11 protein-coding genes are annotated in these 20,306 nt (G+C 37.3%); 8 read left to right on the top strand and 3 right to left on the bottom strand.

The genetic code is table 11. The annotated features are described in order from the left end of the window. The first annotated feature begins 539 nt into the window (after positions 1-539). From ABEG63_RS10320 to ABEG63_RS10285, 8 genes are read left to right on the top strand one after another with little or no spacing between them, the layout of a single operon-like run. The gene (locus tag ABEG63_RS10320) at positions 540-7,538 is read left to right on the top strand and encodes an SDR family NAD(P)-dependent oxidoreductase (protein ID WP_346584541.1); all 6,999 of its coding nucleotides are present in this window, start codon (positions 540-542) and stop codon (positions 7,536-7,538) included. Positions 7,539-7,559: 21 nt separating this feature from the next. Next, positions 7,560-11,795, top strand: coding sequence for a beta-ketoacyl synthase N-terminal-like domain-containing protein (locus tag ABEG63_RS10315; protein WP_346584539.1), 4,236 nt, complete (start codon positions 7,560-7,562; stop codon positions 11,793-11,795). Further along, positions 11,783-12,082: a phosphopantetheine-binding protein gene (locus ABEG63_RS10310; protein WP_346584537.1), complete on the top strand. Its 300-nt coding sequence runs from the start codon at positions 11,783-11,785 to the stop codon at positions 12,080-12,082. Before ABEG63_RS10315 ends, ABEG63_RS10310 begins: the two co-directional genes overlap by 13 nt. Next, positions 12,073-12,864, top strand: coding sequence for an alpha/beta fold hydrolase (locus tag ABEG63_RS10305; protein ID WP_346584536.1), 792 nt, complete (start codon positions 12,073-12,075; stop codon positions 12,862-12,864). The genes ABEG63_RS10310 and ABEG63_RS10305 overlap by 10 nt, the downstream gene beginning before the upstream one ends. Then, complete coding sequence (locus ABEG63_RS10300; protein ID WP_346584534.1) at positions 12,857-15,253, top strand: nucleotide disphospho-sugar-binding domain-containing protein; 2,397 nt, start codon at positions 12,857-12,859, stop codon at positions 15,251-15,253. The genes ABEG63_RS10305 and ABEG63_RS10300 overlap by 8 nt, the downstream gene beginning before the upstream one ends. A 4-nt stretch (positions 15,254-15,257) precedes the next feature. Continuing rightward, positions 15,258-16,526: a condensation domain-containing protein gene (locus ABEG63_RS10295; protein ID WP_346584532.1), complete on the top strand. Its 1,269-nt coding sequence runs from the start codon at positions 15,258-15,260 to the stop codon at positions 16,524-16,526. Beyond that, the gene (locus tag ABEG63_RS10290; RefSeq protein WP_346584530.1) at positions 16,523-17,767 is read left to right on the top strand and encodes a condensation domain-containing protein; all 1,245 of its coding nucleotides are present in this window, start codon (positions 16,523-16,525) and stop codon (positions 17,765-17,767) included. Before ABEG63_RS10295 ends, ABEG63_RS10290 begins: the two co-directional genes overlap by 4 nt. Then, the gene (locus ABEG63_RS10285; RefSeq protein ID WP_346584529.1) at positions 17,764-18,297 is read left to right on the top strand and encodes a hypothetical protein; all 534 of its coding nucleotides are present in this window, start codon (positions 17,764-17,766) and stop codon (positions 18,295-18,297) included. Before ABEG63_RS10290 ends, ABEG63_RS10285 begins: the two co-directional genes overlap by 4 nt. A gap of 72 nt (positions 18,298-18,369) precedes the next feature. Here the strand turns inward: ABEG63_RS10285 and ABEG63_RS10280 are convergent, their stop codons facing one another. From ABEG63_RS10280 to ABEG63_RS10270, 3 genes are all read right to left on the bottom strand, one after another. Further along, a complete protein-coding gene (locus ABEG63_RS10280; protein WP_346584527.1) occupies positions 18,370-18,765 on the bottom strand; it encodes a PEGA domain-containing protein in 396 nt (131 codons plus the stop codon). A 353-nt stretch (positions 18,766-19,118) separates the two neighbouring features. Then, on the bottom strand, positions 19,119-19,481 hold the full coding sequence (locus tag ABEG63_RS10275; protein WP_346584526.1) for a cupin domain-containing protein: 363 nt from the start codon (positions 19,479-19,481) through the stop codon (positions 19,119-19,121). Between the two features lie 296 nt (positions 19,482-19,777). After that, positions 19,778-20,305 (bottom strand): GNAT family N-acetyltransferase, encoded by a 528-nt coding sequence (locus tag ABEG63_RS10270; protein WP_346584525.1) that lies wholly within the window; start codon positions 20,303-20,305, stop codon positions 19,778-19,780. Between the last annotated feature and the right edge of the window lies 1 nt (position 20,306).

Below are 20,306 nucleotides of genomic sequence, written 5' to 3'. Positions count from 1 at the left end.
AATTATATTAAAAAATGCCCGTAAATTCTTAGATTTACGGGCATTTTTATCTCAACGACACAGTGAAATATAAAAGCAAAAATCATACCTCACTTCACATTGATTTAAAATTAAAAATTTTATTTTAAGTCTTAAAATCTGTTAATATTTTTTATCACCCTGATAATGTTTGATTTATAAAATTTATCCCTTGTTATTGAAATATTATATTTTTGTAATATTGAAAAATAAATCTCTTATTATTGAAGTATCTTATTTTTATTTATATATTTGCTCAACATTACTCAATTATAAACCATTATAATTGTAATTACAAGATTGTACCCGCTTTTTTAAAAGAATAAAAATACAAGCAAACCGATTTAACATTATTTTAACAATAAATGATATTTATTAAATAATTATTATGAAATTTCATTTATGGTTTTAAACAATGTTAAATAATTAATTTTATTCTATCAAACGAACGACTGGTCTTCATAGCGAAGTTCCATGATTTGTTGTTTAATCTGATTACTAACATTTCAATATCAAATGTAATGAAAAACTTGACCATTTTTGGATTAACACCTTTTGAAAAACCGGATGTTAATCTTACGCTTCAATTACACAAGGCAGGCGCTTTTCCTGTCTTAAGCTTAGGACATGATGAAGAAACTGCCCAAAAAGCAATCAATCAATTAGAACAAAAAGACATCCCTGCGTACGGGATATATTTGAGTAACGAAAAACTATGTTCAATTCAAATTCCTGAAAAGGCAGAAATTGCGATTCTTCCTTTTGGAATTTCCCTGAAGAGTAACAAAAACCTTGCCATAATTTATCAGGTAAATAATTTGGATGATGCCAAAAAAGCCGAGCAATCTGGCGCAAAAGGAATCATCATCAAAGGAAATGAAGCCGGAGGATTGGTAGGATACGAATCTACGTTTGTGCTTTTCCAGCGCGTGATCAAAGAAATCACAAGTATTCCCGTATGGATACAGGGAGGGATCGGGCTTCACACCGCAGCAGCCGCCAAATCTCTTGGTGCCGCAGGTGTTGTTTTAGACAGTCAGCTTGCCTTGTTCCCGGAAACTTCTGTTCCGAAAGAGATTAAAGATTTATGCTCAAAGTTAAACGGTACAGAGACAAAAATCATCGCCAATCATCGTGTATTGGTAAGACCCAACTCTCCTTCTCTCTCTGAAAATATAACTGCCGAAGAGCTTACAGCATATTTCACAGATCTTGATGTAAGTAAGAGCTATATTCCTATGGGACAGGATATTTCCTTGGCAATCGATCTATATGAAGACTTTAAGAATCTGAAAAAATTAGTTTTCGGATTTAAAGAAGCCATGTACGGTCATTTGAAACAGGCAAAGGCGCTTCAAATTATCGACAAAGAAAATAGTTTAGCGAAAGATTTAAACTTAAAATATCCCATTGCGCAAGGTCCGATGACTCGTGTGAGCGACGTTCCTGCATTTGCGAATGCGGTTGCAGAATCGGGAGCTTTACCATTCGTTGCTTTATCTTTATTAAAAGGTAATGCGGCAAAATCTTTGGTATTTGATACAAAAAATTTAGCCGGAGAAAAAACATGGGGTGTCGGAATTTTAGGATTTGCGCCACAGGAATTGAGAGACGAACAAACTTCTTATATTTTAGAAGCAAAACCACCGGTTGTTTTAATCGCAGGAGGAAGACCAGCTCAGGCAAAAGTCTTTGAAAAAGCAGGAATTAAAACCTTTTTACACGTTCCATCTCCTGCCCTTTTAGATATTTTTTTGAAGGAAGGAGCTACCAATTTCATCTTTGAAGGTCGTGAATGTGGTGGTCATGTTGGTCCGCTTTCCAGCACGGTTCTGTGGGAAAAACAGATTGAAAGAATTTTAAAAGAAGACCATCCTGAAAACATCAGCGTATTTTTTGCAGGTGGAATTCACAATGATTTTTCGACAGCTTTCGTTTCCATTATGGCGGCTCCGTTAGCGGCAAGAGGTGTGAAAGTAGGTGTATTAATCGGCACTGCTTACCTTTATACCCAAGAAGCTGTTTCTTGTGGAGCTATTCAGGAGGAATTCCAATTACAGGCTTTACAGGCTAAAGAAACCGTTTTGTTAGAAACCGCACCGGGACACGAAACACGTTGTTTGGATACGGCTTTTGCTAAATATTTTAACGAAGAAAAGTCTAAATTAATTGCAGCCGGAACCGACAAAAAAGAAGTTTGGGAACAGCTAGAAAAATTAAATGTTGGTCGTTTAAGAATTGCCGCAAAAGGCGTTGAACGTCAAGGAGATCAATTAGTTAATATTCCTAAAGAAGATCAACTGGATTTGGGAATGTACATGATTGGTCAGGTGGCGACAATGCAAAACAAAGTAATTTCTTTGGACGAATTACACGAAAATGTAAGTATTAATAATCAAAAATATATTCAGGAAGCTGAACTTTCAGAAGAACCAATTTCCGTAGAAAAACCTTTAGACATTGCTATTATCGGAATGGAATGTATTTTCCCTGATGCTAAAAATTTAGAGGAATACTGGAGAAATATCGTTCTTGGAAAAGACAGCGTAACCGAAGTTCCAGACGAAAGATGGAATAAAGAATTGTACTATCATCCAGATTCCAACGAAGCCGATGTTTCCCATTCAAAATGGGGCGGATTTATTCCTAAAATCGATTTCGATCCATTAGCCTTCGGAATTCCGCCACAATCTTTGGCAGCCATCGAACCAACTCAATTATTGACTTTATTGGTTGCAAAACGTGCGATGGACGATGCCGGTTATGGTGAAAAACATACCAACAGAGAAAATATTTCTGTCATCATCGGTGCTGAAGGCGGTAATGATTTAGCCAACAGCTACAGTTTCAGAGGATTTTACAAGCAAGTTTTCGGTGAACTTCATGAAGAAGTCAAGGAAGCCTTCCCTCACACGACAGAAGATTCTTTCCCTGGAATTTTAGCGAATGTAATTGCCGGAAGAATTACCAACCGTTTAGATTTAGGCGGAAGAAATTATACCGTAGATGCAGCTTGTGCTTCTTCTTTGGCAGCAATTGATTTAGCTTGTCAGGAATTGGTTTTAGGCAAATCAGATATGGTTTTAGCAGGTGGTGCAGATTTACACAACGGAATCAACGATTATCTGATGTTTTCCAGCACACACGCACTTTCCAGAAAAGGAAGATGCGCGACTTTCGACAGCGAAGCAGACGGAATTGCTTTGGGCGAAGGTGTGGCAATTTTAGTATTAAAAAGATATGAAGACGCTGTAAAAGACGGCGACAGAATTTATTCAGTAATAAAAGGGGTTGGTGGTTCAAGTGACGGAAAAGCACTAGGATTGACCGCTCCGAGGAAAATCGGACAGGTTCGTGCGTTGGAAAGAGCCTACACTCAAGCCGGAATCAGTCCTGCATCAGTAGGATTGGTGGAAGCGCACGGAACAGGAACTGTGGTTGGTGATAAAACGGAATTGAGCGCTTTGACGAATTTATTCAGTCGATCAGGAGCTTTGCCGGGACAGATCCATTTAGGTTCGGTTAAAACCCAAATCGGACATACAAAATGTGCAGCTGGTTTGGCTGGTTTAATTAAGGCTTCATTGGCGGTTTATCATGGGGTAAAACCTCCGACAATTCACCTTCAACAACCGAATGCGTATTACAACTCAATAACAAGTCCGTTCGCTTTCAATGCAGAAACCGGAATTTGGGCTGATAAAAACCGTTATGCGGGAATCAGTGCATTTGGTTTTGGTGGAACAAATTTCCATACGGTTATTGCCAATCACCCTAAACAAGACGATTCTGCGGTGTTGCAGTCTTGGCCTTCGGAATTATTTGTGTTCCGTGGAGATACGTATGATGAGGCTAAAATTCAATTGAATCAGATTAAATCTTTACTTGAAATTAACGACAGTATTGCTTTAAAAGATATTGCTTACAGTTTAGCAATAAATTCAGAAAAACAGGTTCAGTTGAGCATTGTTGCCGATACAGCCGAACATTTGATGATGAACATTGAACTGGCATTATCCGGAATTGAAAGCAAAGACACATTTACCGTTAATAAAAAAGAAGGAAAAGTAGCTTTCTTATTCCCTGGACAAGGCAGTCAGCGGATCAATATGGCCCGTGATTTATTTGTAGCCTTCCCAGAAATGCGAAAATTAATCGACGCTTATCCAGAACTGGAAAAAGTAATTTTCCCTTCAAAAACATTTGATGATACAGCATTAAAACAACAAAAAGAAACCATCAAAGATACGCGTTTAGCTCAACCTCTTTTAGGAATTGTTGATTTAGCTTTGGCGAAATTCTTACAATCCATCGGAATCGTTCCCGATATGTTAGCAGGTCACAGCTACGGAGAATTACCGGCATTGTGTTTTGCAGGTGTCTTTGAGGAAGAAGAACTGGTTGATTTAAGCATCAAAAGAGCACAGTCTATTTTAAATTCGGTTGAAGGTGGTGATCCGGGTTCTATGATTGCAGTAAGCGCAACGAAAGAAAACTTACAGCCAATTTTAACACAGGTTGAAGGTTGTTATCCGGTAAATTACAACGCTCCGACTCAATGTGTCGTGGCGGGAAGCACGGAAGCCATCAACAAATTAATGGAAGTCTTAAAACAGGAAAGAATTTCAGCGAAAAAACTGGAAGTTGCCTGCGCATTCCACAGTCCGTTGTTGGCGAAATCTAAAGGTTTGTATCAAACGGTTTTAGAAAATGTTCTTTTCAACGAAATGCAGATTCCAGTTTGGTCCAATACGACAGCAGAAATCTATCCTACAAATGTTTCTGAAATCAAAGAAAGATTGACAGACCATTTGGTACAACCCGTAAGATTCGTGGAAGAACTTCAGGCGATGTACAATGACGGCGCAAGAATTTTCATCGAGGTTGGTCCCGGAAAAGTATTGACTGGATTAACGAAATCTTGTTTGGAAAAAGACCAATTAACTTTATTTGTGGAAGATAATAACACCAATAAATTAACACATCTTCTTTCAACGCTTGCTCAATATTTGGGAACAGGTCGAAGCTTTAACATTGCTAAACTTTTTGACGGTCGAAATGCAAAATCCATTCAAATCGATCAGCCCGAATTGTACAAGAAAAGTCCTGCCATTTGGCGCGTGAACGGACAGGCAGCTTATCCAACGACAGGCTCACTCCCTGTTAATGGTGCATTACCAATCATAAATCCACTTCAAATGAACAATTTTACTCAAAATACTCAAACTCCTATCGCTGAAAATCAGACGAATGCGGAACGTATGTTACAGGAATATTTAAACAGCATGAAAATGATGATTCAGGCGCAACGTGACGTGATGCTTTCCTTCTTAGGACAGAATCCACAGGTTCACCAAGCTCCTGTTTATCAAGCTCCGATTCAAAATATTCCTACTCAGAATATTCCTGTGCAAGTGGTTTCTACACCAACGAATAACGGTACTCAAGCAACAACTGTTGTTCCTGTAAAACATGCTCCAACAAAGGATATTAAAACACTATTGCTGCAAGTTGTAAGCGATAAAACGGGTTATCCTCACGAAATGTTGGGTATGGAAATGGATTTGGAAGCAGATTTAAGCATTGATTCCATTAAAAGAGTTGAAATTATTGGTACGCTGAAAGCTGAATTGGGTTCTTTCTCTTCAAACACAGCGAATGAAGATACCATCATGGAACAGTTAGCGGGAATCAAAACATTGAATGGTTTAGTTTCTTGGTTAACAGAATACTCAGGTGCTTCAAATACAACAGAAAAAATTGAGGTTACAGAAAATCCAGCTTCAAAGTCTCCAGCTGAGGCGGGTTTTTCTCTTGAAGAACTTCAGACGGCTATTTTAAATATTGTAAGCGACAAAACGGGCTATCCTAAAGAAATGTTAGGTTTAGACCTTGATTTAGAGGCAGATTTAAGCATCGATTCCATCAAACGTATGGAAATTATCGGTGATTTGAAAACCAAAATCGGCTTCGGTGGAGATATGGAACAAGCAGATGATTTAATGGAAAAACTAGCTGCCATCAAAACATTGAACGGATTAGCTTCATGGATTCACGAAATGAGCGGAAATGTCCCTTCTGAACCAGAACAAAGCGCATTATCTCGTCTTCGTTTTGATTTGACTCGGACCGATATTTCTTTAACTGAAAACACAGAAATCCTTCACGGAAAACGTTTTGCCATCACTCAAAATGATCACAATCAGACTTTAGCTATTAAAAATGAGCTTGAAAAACATGGCGCCATTGCAGAATTAATTGATTCTGATAAAGATTTAACCAATTTTGATGGATTAATTATTCTTGATTTATTCTCATCTTCCGCAAATCACAACATCATCGATCATGTTGATTTAATCAAAAAAATGGATCTTGATAAAGCAAAATGGATTTACCTGATTTCCGATATTCCGGCTCACGTTCAGGAATTGACGGACACTACCCTTTTGCGCCATTACAAAGGACATCCCGGACTTTTTAAAAGCCTTGCTCGTGAATTTGAACAGACGAATTGCAGACTAATCAGTTTAACATCCCCTCAACAAATCGAGCAGATTGCGGAAATTGCGTTAAAAGAAATATTATCTACCGATAAACCTTCTGAAGTGATTTACAAAAATGATCAAAGGCATAAAGTGGATATTATTCCATCACCGTTGTCAACTGGTCTAAGCGAAGCACAAATTCAACTCGATAAAGATTCTGTTGTTTTGGTTCTTGGAGGTGCACAGGGAATTACTTCCGAACTCGCAAAACATATGTCACAGGCTTATCCTTGTACGTATATTTTAGTAGGAAGATCTGCTGATCCGAGAAATCAGGCAACAAATAGAGAATTAGAAGTCATGAAAACCAAGGAAGAAATAAGAGCCTATCTTATCAAATCCGGAACATTCACTTCGCCCTCTGAAATCGAAAAAGAAACAATAAAAGTTTTCAAAAATAACCAGATTCTACGCACCATCCGTGATATGGAGCAATTGGGAAATACAATTGTTTACCAGTCATTAGACCTTTGTGATGAAAATGGTTTGTCTGAATTAATCAACAATATTTACGAAAAATATAACCGTTTAGACGGTGTTATTCACGGTGCGGGATTGTTGGAAGATAAATTGTTCAAACAAAAAACAACAAGCTCTTTCGGGCGTGTTTTTGATACGAAAGTGAAACCGCTTCGTGTATTGGCGGAACAGCTTCGTACTGATTGTCAGTTTGTCGTATTGTTTTCAAGCATCGCTTCGGTGTATGGAAACAAAGGTCAAACCGACTACGCAGCCGCAAACTCTGTTTTGGATGACTATGCAAATGCTTTAAATAAAAAACTAAAAGGAAAAGTAATCTCCATCAACTGGGGACCTTGGAAAGGAGCCGGAATGGTTTCTCCAACCCTTGAAACAGAATATGAAAGAAGAGGTATTTCTCTAATTCCATTGGATCAGGGGAAGGAAATTTTCCTTAACGAAATAAAATATGGAACTGAAAGTCAGGTACTAATCATGTCTGGAAGTAATTGGTAATCTCTGTTTTAAATTAGATATATGAAAAAAACAGATGTTGCAGTAATTGGTTTGTCTTGTGTCTTTCCGGGGGCACAAGACGCCCAAACTTTTTGGCAGAATATTGTCAATAAAGTAGATTCTACCGAGTTGGCTCCGACTGACCGAATCGATCCTGTTCATTTCAGTGACAGCGCGAATCCGGTTGACCGTTTTTATTGTCAACGCGGTGGATTTATTTCTGATTATGAATTCGATCCTACCGCTTTCGGAATTTTGCCATTGGCGGTTGAAGGAACTGAACCCGACCATTTATTAACCTTGGATTTGGTTCAGAAAGCCTTAGATGATGCAGGTATTTTTCAGAAAAATATTTCGCTTGAAAAAACAGGAATCATCATAGGGAAAGGAAATTACACTGGACCGGGCGCAACCCGTGCTATCGAAATTGTAAGAACAGGTGAGCAGATTTCTTCTTTGTTAAAGGAATTGTTACCCGAAGTTTCTTCCGCTGATATCGAAAAAGTGAAACATGCTTTTCAGGAAAAAAAAGGACGTTTTGCAGCCGATACGGCAATGGGATTAATTCCTAATCTTGTTGCATCTTTGGTTGCCAATAGATTCAATTTAGGGGGTGCTGCTTTTACCGTTGATGCTGCTTGTGCAAGCGCTTTATTAGCTGTTGACCATGCTGTTCAGGAACTTCAAAGAGGCCGTTCCGACATCATGATTGCAGGTGGTGTTCACACCGGACAAAATGCAGCGTTTTGGAGTATTTTTGCTCAGTTGGGTGCCATGTCCCGTCAACAGCAAATCAAACCTTTCAGCAGTGATGCAGATGGTTTATTGATTGGCGAAGGTTGCGGATTTGTAGTCTTGAAAAGATTGGAAGATGCCGTTCGTGATCAGGATAAAATTTATGCAGTCATTAAAGGTGTCGGAATCAGCAGCGACGGAAACGGAACCAGTGTGATGAGCCCTTCTGTAAAAGGACAATTAAAGGCTTTGCAACAGGCTTGGAAAAATGCAGACTTAGATGAAAATCAAATCGGTTATATCGAAGCGCACGGAACAGGAACGCCACTTGGTGACAAGATAGAATTGCAGACATTAGCACAGTTTTTTGGAAAAGAAGAAGGGGCTAAAATTGCCGGAATCGGTTCTGTAAAATCTAATATCGGCCACGCGATGCCTGCTGCGGGAATTGCCGGTTTAATTAAAACCTGTTTAGCTCTGCATCACGATACATTGCCACCGACGTTATACTGCGAAAATCCAACTTCGGAAATGCAGAAAACAAGATTCGAACCTGTTCAGGAAGCAAAAAACTGGTCAAAAACAGGATTACCAAAAGTAGCGGCAGTGAATGCTTTCGGATTCGGAGGAATCAATGCTCATGTGGTGTTGGAAGGATATGATCTACCTAAAAAAGACAAGGTTTTAATCTTGGCAAGACCCACGCATGAAGAATTATTAACTGCATTACAAAACAATGAAACGACGGTTGGTGAAGGAAATTTCAGAGTGGCGATTTTTGAACCAACTCCTGCAAGAATTGAAAAAGCGACTAAAATTGTTGCTAAAAATAATCCGTGGAGAAATAAACAGGACATTTGGTACACCAATACTCCCCTTTTCCAAAACGGTGAAAAAGTAGCCTTTGTATTTCCTGGATTAGATGGACTGGCAAAAGGTGAAGTTGAAAGTGTAAGCCGTTATTTTAATATCAATGCACCGATTGAAACGGAAGGTGAAGGTTTGTTAAATGATGCTTTAAATATCTTCAACAGCTGCAGCATTCTTGATAATTCATTAAAGAAATTAGGAATTATTCCTGACATGAATGCAGGACACAGTTTGGGAGAATGGCTCGCAGGATATTCTTCTGAATTGGCGGAAGTAAACTCTGTAAAAGCTTTGATTGATGTTTTAAATCCTGAAACTTTTGAATTAAAAGACTCTAAATTCATCGCCATCGGAGCCGGAATTGAAACTATTAAACCCATCATCGAAGAGATTCCTAACGTTTATATTTCTAATGACAATTGCCCGAATCAGGTGATTCTTTGCGGAAGTAATTCTGCTTTGGATGAATTGGTTCCAATCTTAAAATCAAAACAAATATTTCATCAGATATTACCTTTCCAGTCTGGTTTTCACTCGCCTTTCATCGCTGATAAATTAGATGTGATTTTGGCAGGAATGGAAAAAGCACAGTTTCAGCAGACGAAAATTCCGTTATGGTCGGCAACGACATTGGAACCTTATCCGGCTGATCAGGAATCTATCCGAAAACTGAGTGCGGAACACCTTGTAGAACCCGTTCGTTTCCGTGAATTGACGGACAAATTATACGAAGAAGGCGCAAGATTTTTTATTCAGGTCGGAACAGGCGGTTTGATTGGATTTATTGATGATACGTTAAAAGGAAAAGCTTTCAGTACCATTGCTTCCAGTGTTGCGACGCGTTCCGCATTGGCTCAATTTCAGAGAGTAGTTGCGGCGTTATTCGTGGAAGGAAAAACAGTTGCACTGGACTTTTTAGATATTCAAAATCAAACCAAAAAATCGTCAGGAAAAGGCATTAAACTGGAATTAGGTTCGCCAATTATCCGTGATTTTAAAGAAATTCAGTATTTAGCAAAATCTATCGATACGCCGAAGCAAAAAGTTTCTGCAACCGTTGCAAAAACGGGACATCCGTTGGTTCAGGCATTTCAGGATAATATTTCGGATATGATTAAAATGCAGGAAGAAGTTTTAACCTTATTTCAGGATCGTCCGAAAGTTTCAATTCCGAATGTTGTGTTGCCAAAAGTTCAGGCTCCGATAAGCAAGAATTTTGAGAAAACATTGTACGTAACGTTGGAAACTCATCCTTACCTCATCGATCACAGCTTATTGAGACAGCCAAAAGGCTGGGCAGAAGTTGCCGATATGGAACCCGTGATCCCAATGACGATGATTTTTGAACAGTTAGCAGAAATTGCTCAGGCAGAAATTAAAGGAAGCCAAGTTCATAAAATCATGAATATAAGCGTTTTCCAATGGATGAATGTCGCAAAACCTTTCGAAAAAACCGTAAAAGGAGAATGGAAATCGACCAATCACGCTTATTTAGATATTGAAAATTTTGCAAACGCTGAAGTTGTATTAACCTCAACAGCAAGACCAAATCCTACCTTTAATCTTTCCATCGGAGAAATATTACCTATCGAAAGAACTCCCGAAGAAATCTATGAGATGCATATGTTTCATGGTGAAAAATATCAGGGAATTACGGAAGTTTCAAAAGTAGGAACGAAAGGAATTATCGGAAAAATAAAAGGAAATGGCGGAAAAGGTTCGTTGTTGGATAACGCAGGACAGTTATTCGGACTTTGGTTACAATTAACATTAACAAAAGACAGAATTGCCTTCCCTGTAAAAATCAAAGACATTGAGTTTTTCGGAGATTTACAAGATCAAGACGGTATTTTTGAATGCACTTGCTGTCTGACTGAAATGAATAACGAATTTGCGATCGGAGATATTCTTTTGACTAGAAACGGAAAAGTATGGTGCAAAATTTCAGGGTGGCAAAACCGCCGTCTGGAAATCGATGCCGCACTTTGGAATGTTTCGATGTCGCCTTTGCACAACCGTCTTTCAGAGGAAATTGCACCTGAAGTATTTTTCTTCCATCAGGCTTATTCAAGGGTTGCTTCTTGGGATTTTATTCTTAAAAGATATTTCAATCAGACTGAAAAACAGCGTCATCAAACCTTGCTTCCGAACAAGAGAAAAAGCTACATGGTAAGCCGAGTTGCTGTAAAAGATGCCGTTCGAAATCTTCTTAAAAAGGAAAAAAATCATCCTTGTTTCCCGATCACTTTTGAAGTTGGTAAAGATGAGGTCGGAAAACCGTTCTTAATCGGAGATGCTACAAAAGACATTCACATTTCTTTAGCGCATAAAGGAAAAGATGCGGTCGGAATTGCAAAAAGCGGAAAATCTGTCGGAATCGATATGGAAATCATGGAAGAAAGAAGCTCAGGATTTTATGATTTGGTCTTTACAGACAATGAATTAGCCTTATTAAAAGGAAAAGATCAGGCAGAATGGACGACCAAATTCTGGGTAGCGAAAGAAGCCTACGGAAAATTTATTGGAACAGGACTGAAAGGAAACCCTAAAAACTTCGAAGTCGAGAAAATTACAGAAGATTCTTTATGGATCAATCAAACAGAAATCAAAACAATTAAACATAAAAATTATATCATAGGATGGACACTATAAACACTACAGCAAAATTAAATCACGAAGAATTATTCACTCTTTTAAAAGGTTTCATCACAGAAGTTATCGGTGAAGAATTTGTAGAAGAAATGGACATTACACCGGAAAGTTCATTTACGAAAGATCTGGAAATGGACAGCATTGAAATCGTTTCATTTTCAGAAAAAATCAAAGCGCATTTTGGTGACCAGATCGACTTTACGGGATGGCTGTCATCCATGGATCTGGACGAGCTGATTAACTTAGATTTAAATATGATTATCAATTACATCTACGAATGCCAATAATTTCTGTTAACGATAAAAAGGTTCATATTCAGGAACTCAACAAAGGAGCTGAACAAACTGTGTTGCTGATTCACGGGATGTTCAGCAACCTTTCTATTTATTATTTTAATATTGCTCCGATTCTAGCAAAATACTTCCATGTGGTGATGTTCGATTTGAAAAGTCACGGCATGAGCGAGCGTTTTCTCGACGGCTATGATCTGGAAAATATGTCTTCCGATGTCTTGGTGTTAATGGATGTTTTGGAAATTGAAAAAGCACATCTTGTCGGTTACAGTTTTGGAGGATTGATTTCTTTAAAAACCGCTTTAAAAGCACCGAATCGTATCGAGCAACTGGTTGTTATCGAAGCTCCCGATCCGCAGGACGAAAAAGCGAGAAATATTATTGATGAATACAGCAAAGAGTTTCTTGAGCATTATGTAGCCAATTTTACCGACACCACCAAAGTACAGATGGGCAAAAGACAGATGGAAAAAAATCATCGTATGTATGAGTTTCTGTTTAATCAGACCAGCATAAAGGTAGATATGATTAAAGAAAAACATTTCCTGAGCGAAGCTGATTTTTCTAAATTACAACCATCAACAATGCTGATGTACGGAGAAGATTCCAACTGCAGACCGACAGGAGAATGGCTGAATGATCAAATCGAAAATTCTGAATTGCAATTAATTCCAGGAGATCATAATATCCCGATTCAGGAACCTGTTTTGATCGCAGAAACCATCGCCCATTTTTTATCAAAATCATTAAAAACCTTATCACAAAACCATGGCTAAATTTGTATTTATAGTTCCACCTTTAACTGGTCATGTCAATCCCACATTAAGCATCGGTGCTACTCTTCTGGAAAGAGGACACCAGGTTGCATGGATAAGTCTCGACCAGCACTTACAACATAAACTTCCAGAAGGCGGAGAATTATTATTGATTCAGTATGACCAAACCGACCAAGAAAAAAGAGAAAGTGAAAACTATCTCGATATTATTTCTAAAAAAGTGGTTTATGGAATCGACAGCATTAAATTTCTTTACGAAGATGTGCTGATTCCTTTAAACAGGCATTGCTATAACGGGATTATTCCTTTATTAAAAGAATATCAACCGGATTTGGTGATTGGCGACCATCAGTTATTTGCGGCTTCCATTGCTGCTAAAAAATTAGGTTTACCTTATGCTACGACAGTTACCGCTCCTGCTGCGATAAAAATCATGAGTGAACTACCGAAAGTTCATGAATGGGAAGAAAAACAAATCATCGCTTTACAACAGGAATTAGGCGTTGAAGAAAACCGCGCATTAGATTGTTCGGATTTACTAACACTGGTTTTAACCTCGCAATATTTCTTTGGTGAAATGGATTTGGAAGCGAATTACCAGTTCACTGGTCCGGTTCTTACGAAACGCCGTATTTCTTCTGAATTTGATTGGGAAAAATTCAACAGAAATTCAAGAAAGAAGATTTTAGTAAGTATTGGAACTACTTTCGACCACGAACATAAAAAAGCATTTTTCCAAAAGGTTATTGATGCTTTTAAAGATGAAAACTTAACGGTTGTTGTGGTTTCAGATCCTCAGCTTTTTGAGGAATGGCCAGAGAATTTTATGGTGTATCAGCAAGTTCCTCAATTAGATTTACTTCCGCATTTAGACGGCGTTGTTTCTCACGGCGGTCACAATACGGTTTCTGAAACGCTATCGAATGGTTTACCGTTGGTCGTAATTCCGATTGCGTATGACCAGTCGCATGTTGCGGGTCGTGTTGTGCGTACCGGAGCAGGTGAACGTCTGAATTTTAATCGATTTAAAGCGCATCATTTAAACGAAGCCGTACAAAATATTTTAACCAATTCTGAATATAAAAAAGCTGCAGAAACCGTTCGCGAATCTTTCATCGAAGCTGGAGGAAGCGCAACAGCAGCCAATTTATTAGAAAACGCCATTTCAAATTCAACTATGGAAAAACCGAAATCTAAATTTTTATTTGTTGTTCCTCCATTTTTTGGACATATCAGTCCGACTTTGAGCGTTGGAGCAAGTTTAATTGCCCGTGGTCACGAAGTAAAATGGTTCGGAATTACGCCTTTAGACAACAAACATATTCCTGAAGGAGGAAGTTATTTTTATCCTGAACAAGATTTGATTCCGTATCAGGAGGAAATCACTAAAATTTTAAAAAGACAGGATGATGGTCCCGCTTGTTCAGGTCCTGAAGTGATGAAACTGGCTTTGGAAGAAACCTATGTTCCTTTCGCAAAAATGATGATGCCCGGTTTGGAAACACTGACCAAAGAATGGCAACCCGATGTTATCGTGAACGATTGTATCACTTTCGGAGGAGCGCTTTATGCTCATAAAAATAATATTCCGTGTGTGACGACAACGCCTGTTCCACCCGATGTGATGGGCGATACAGAAAATAGCGCACCGAAAATTTTCGAATGGCAGCAAAATTTAATTAAAACTCTTCAACAAGAAGTCGGAATTGATGATGACGGAATTTTCATTCATTCTCATCATTTGAATTTAATTTTTACGTCTCAAAAATTTGCTGATTTTGAAGAAGTTCCAAGTCATATGCAATTTGTTGGGCCTGTAAAAGGTCGTCCAAATCCAGCACCTTTTGACTGGGATAAATTAAATGCTTCAACAACTCCGAAAATATTTGTTTCATTAGGAACACTTTTAGTAGATATTCGAAAAGCATTTTTCGAAAAAGTAATTGCCGCGTTTGCAGATCAACCTGTAACGGTAATCGCTGCTACTCCACCGGAAATTTTCGAGGAATGGCCATCGAACTTTATTGTAAGCAGTTTTGTGCCACAATCAGCTTTGATGCCTCACATGGATGCAGTGATTTGTCATGGCGGTTTTAATACCGTGAATGATACGTTTACGAATGGATTACCGATGTTAATCACACCAATTGCTTACGACCATTTTCATATTGCAAAACTGATTGAAAAAGCCGGTTGCGGAATTAGCATTAGATATAAAAGACTGCGTGTTGATGCGCTCCGACAAACTGTTTTTGAATTATTGGAAAATCCGACGTACAGAAATGCGGCGAAGGAAGTTCAAGCAAGTTTGATTAACGCTGGCGGAAATGATCGTGCGGTAGAATTGCTGGAAAATTTTGTAGAACAATCCACTTTAGTTCCTGTGTAAGCCTATGAAAAGAAAATTATTATTTGGCGAACGAATGTTGCTTGGTGACGGAACAGAGCCTTTCAATACGGTAATTCCTTTCAGGTTAAAGGGAACATTTGTGCTGAAGGATATTCAACATGCTTTAGAAAAAATTCAGGAAAAACATCCCTGGTTAAAGGCTGTGATTCAACATGATGAAAAAAATATTCCGTGGTTTGAAGTTTCAGAAAAAGTAAAAATTCCGATTAGAATTTTAGCCAGAAAAGATGAAAACGACTGGCTGGAAGAATCGAAAAATGAGTGGTATAAACTATTCAATTATAAAGAGCAACCATTGATGCGATTTGTATGGATCAAGGGCGAAGAAATTTCAGATATGATGTTTGTGTTCCACCATTGCTTATGTGATGGCGGTTCTGCCATGGCTGTTTTGGATGAATTTTTAAAATTGCTAGACAATCCGAATTACAATATTGGTGTTGAAGATCCGATTTTGGGAATTCAGGATGTGGTTCCGAGCAAAATTCTGAACAGCACTGGACAAAAATTTAAAGCAAAGATGATCGGAAGGCTTGCTGCAACAGCGATTAAAGTCATTCCTGTCAATAAAAAAACGACCGATAGACAAAGCGATTATTTAATCAATTGGAGATTCGATAAAGAGACAAGTCAGGAACTGATTGCTTATTGTAAATCTCAAAAAGTAACGGTCAATACTTTCCTTTGCGCAACACTTTTAAAGGCATTTGAGAAAATCAGAAAGGAAAAAGCATTTAATAAAGTTTCTTGTCCGGTTGATATCAGACGTTTTGCGAATCAGATAAAAGCCGATCATATTTTCGCTTTTGGATTGATGATTGTGGTTTCTTTAAACAAAAAATTCGGTTTTGAAGAAAATTTGAAACTGATGCAGGAAGCTGTCGAGAAAAAAACATCAAAGCTCAATCCATACATCACCATGATGGTGATGGAATCTGCTCATGATGCGTTGACGAATTTCACTAAATTACTGAAAAACGGAAAATCTTCGAACGATTGTATGTTTTCTAATTTAGGACGTATTCCAATTGCGCATGAATACAAAGAATTTACAGTAGAAAATATTTTCAGTCCTTCTGTAATCGGGCCGTTGGGAAATACGACAACGATGGTCACTTCTACTTTCCGTGGCGAGATGGATTTTGCGTTTATGGGAAGTGAAGGTTATTTGCCATATTCCGACGCATTGGCAATTCGGGATGAAATGATGAAAATTGTAAAACAGCAAACACAATCTTTGGCAGTATCATGATTAAAAGAAAACTGATGATGGTAGAAAGAATCATGTATGTTGATTCTGAAACTCCTGTAAATTGTGTATTTACAACCAAGATTAATGGTGAAATCCATGAGGATCATATTAGAATTGCTTTAGATAAAATCCAGCAGAAGCATCCGTTGTTAAGGGTTTCTATCGATCATAAAAGTGCAAAATTCCCTTTCTTTGTTGAAGAAACGGAGATTTCGCCTATTCCACTTCGAATTGTTGAAAGAAAAACCGACGAAGACTGGCTGCATGAATCTGAAAATGAATGGCATAGAACATTTGAAGACAAAAAAAAACCAATGGCACAGCTCGTGTGGATAAAAGGATCAGCTGTTTCCGAAATTCTCTGGGTAATACCACATTGCCTTTGCGACGGAACAACAGGCATCACTTTGATTCGTGAACTTATAACTTTACTAGATGATCCTAATATTGAATTAAGTTCGTATGAAAATTTTAATTCAGTTAATGATTTTCTTCCTACAGATTTTAATTTTAAAAAGAAGAAACGGATAGCCCGATTTTATGTAATGATGGCGAAATTGTTTTTTTTAATTCAATCTAAAAGTAAAGACAAAAATCTTGGAAAAAACTATGCCCTTCACAGAAAGCTGGATGCTGCTGTTTCCAAAAAAATACTTGAAAAATGTAAAGCGAACGGAATTTCTGTTCATGCTTTACTATGTTCGGCTTTTATGCAAGCTTTCAAAGAATTGCATGGTAAAAATGCCAAAGGAAAAGTAATTAGTCCGGTCGATGTTCGTCATTTTATCCCGGAAATTAAGCAGGATCATATTTTTGCATTTGCCCCCACGGTTGAATTGTCTATCAAAAAAGGACAAAGTTTAATTGAAAATGCACAACAGATCAAGAAAGACTTAGTTGAAAAAATTAAAAAAACCGAAGCCAGAGAATTACTTTGGATGGGCGAAAACATGCATCCTGTCGTTAGTCGTATGATTTCACTATTAAAATCCAGCAAAGGCGGGCACGATATTACGTTGTCGAATATGGGAAAAATTGATATTCCGGGTGAGTATAAAAATTTTACGTTGGAAACCATTTATAGTCCGACAGTTGCATTTCCTTGGTTGAATTCTAACACATTGGTGACAACCACTTACAACCAACAAATGGATTTTACGTTTATGTCTAATGAAAATTTTCTTCCGAAAGAAGAAGCGAAAAAAATAAAAGATAAAGCTATTGAGCTGTTGATTTCATGAAATTTAAAATAAAAAAGGCTCAACCGAAACCGCTCAAAAAAACAACGCTGAATCGCTTTCTCAGAAAGCGGATGATTCTTTATGTGATTCCGAATGTGTTTTTTAATTTCATTATTGCGTATGCAAGTTTTAATGAATTGGGATACACGCATTTCTTCGCTTGTACCCAAAGTTTAGCAAGATTAACGCTGCCTATGGCAATTTTTTTGCCCGTTGTTCTCACGATAGACATCATGAAAAGGGTAACCGATGCCGCTGGACAGGAAGCCATTGAATTTAAGGTTGACGATCAGCTTAATTTAAAAAAATTAATGACCAAGCTGAGCATTTTGCATGGTTTAATTACAGGTTCATTGGTTTTATTAAGTTTATTATCTGCTCAATATATTCTGTCTGAATTCTATAAGCTCGATGCCACTGCAATGGCTGTATTAGTGGGAGTTTTGGCAGGCTTACTATCTATTTTGTTTACGTATATCCCAATATTGATCCTGAAAAGATATTTATACAAAACACTCCCCGCTAATTAATATTAAAAATAAAAAACGATCTGCTTTATTATATGGCAGATCGTTGATATTTTTTCAGAAAATTAAAATAACTTATTTATTTTCTTCAGTTTTTGTTTCCTCTAAAGTAACACTGTACGCTTTTGGAGAATACTTTGTTAATGAGCCTGTAGCAGCATCAATTCCCACTCCGATAGCGCCACCTACAAGGATATTTAGTAAAGTAACAGGATTAAAATTTTTCTTTAATTTAAATTCTTCACTGCTGTAACCTTCTTTTTCGATGGTAATCATTTGTTTCCCCAATCCTCTAGAGATAGGAACTGTACAAGGTGTTGTGCATTTTTCAACGCCTTTGTGAAGAACCTTAGCTCCTTCCGGAACAGAATTAAAAGTGATTTTGTCTCTTGTTCCTGTGAACATAGTAGCACATGAAGTTGTAGAAAGCACCATTCCAAGCAATGCTACAACCAATAGTCTGTTTTTCATAGTTAAAAGTTTATTCCTAATAATTTCAGTGCGCGAACTTACAAAAATTATTCAATTAAAAAACTTTGAAAAAGCTTTTACAAACAAAACTTAACTAAAAAAACAAAATCACATTTCTATTCAGCTGATTTCATTACAATTAGAACACCACCAATATTCTTCTTTTTTATCTTTCAACTTTGTTTTTGTATGCTTCTGACAATTTTCACAGGTACATTGATCATTTTCATTTTCCTTAGCTTCATAGTCACATTCAAAGCAACTCCAGCTTGTTAAAGAAGTTTTTCCATTAATAAACCAGGTGAATGATTGCTCTTTACACTTGGGACATATTTGTAACGCCATATTTAAAATTATTCTTGTTCTCTATTCACCAATTCCATCGAAAACGCAGGAAGACAAATCGCGATATATTCACAAGGCTCTGAAAACGGATTGCTGTAACGAACTCTGGCTCCTTTTTCTATCAAAATACTCTGTCCTTTTTCTAAAGTAACCAATTCGCTATCGATTTCGAACTGCTTTTTACCTGAAATAATCAAAGTAAATTCATCAAATTCGGGAGTCTGGTGCGGTTCACTCCAATCTGGAGGTGCTACCATGTGAGCGATGGAAACATTAGAATTTCCTGTGGAATTTCCCCAATGTTCTTCGATTAATTTCCCATCGGTCGTCGGAACTACGAATGGGGATGTCTGGATTTTATATTTTTTCATCTTTATTTTTATTCAATTGAATTTGATTTTAACACAAAGTTCGCAAAGTTTTTTTGAATTACTAATTGTTTTTCAGTTTCACCAAGGCATTTCATTTATAAAAGTCAACAACAATTTTATTAAAATTCTATTTAAAATTTTGATTTTAAAACCATTAAGAGACATTTAAGAAGTTAAGATAATATTGCTTATGTACATTTTTAAGATAAAAGCAAAGCTTTTCTTAATTTTCTAAACCTCTTAACCATTTCTTAATGGTTCAAAAATATTATGTATTTACAAATAATAATTTTAACCTAAAAATGATCCTCTTTTTTAATTTCGTACACAAAATTAGTTCTTGAGAGCTCCCCGAAATAGGCAACCTCTTCTTCCGCAATTTTCTTTCCGCCTAATCTTTCCAACGCGGTTTGTGAGCGGTAATTTTCTTTTCCGATATGAAAATGAACAGTCTCCACAAACTGGAAAATATAGTCGAGCATCAGTTTTTTAATCTGAGGATTGATCCCTTTTCCCCAAGATTTTGTTCCGTAGAAAGTATATCCTATGAAAATGCTGTTTTTAGCTTCATCAAAATCATAAAAACGGGTGCTTCCCAAAACGTCGCCAGTCGATTTTTCAACAATTTTAAAAGCTCCTTTACTTTCAATGGCTCCTTTAAAAAAGTTTTCAAAAACCTCTCTTTGATATCGATCTTTATTCGGATGCTGCTCCCAGACTTTAGGATCAGAAGCCACTTCGTATAAAGACTCAAAATCCCCTTGCTGTAAGGGGATTAATTGATATTTTTCGTTTTCTAAAATCGTTTGAATAGAAAAATTCATT

Origin of the sequence: Chryseobacterium sp. C39-AII1, assembly GCF_039672645.1 — a bacterium.
Taxonomy (GTDB): Bacteria; Bacteroidota; Bacteroidia; order Flavobacteriales; family Weeksellaceae; genus Chryseobacterium.
Note: the sequence above shows the minus strand (reverse complement) of the source record. Positions and strands in the feature narration are given on the sequence as shown.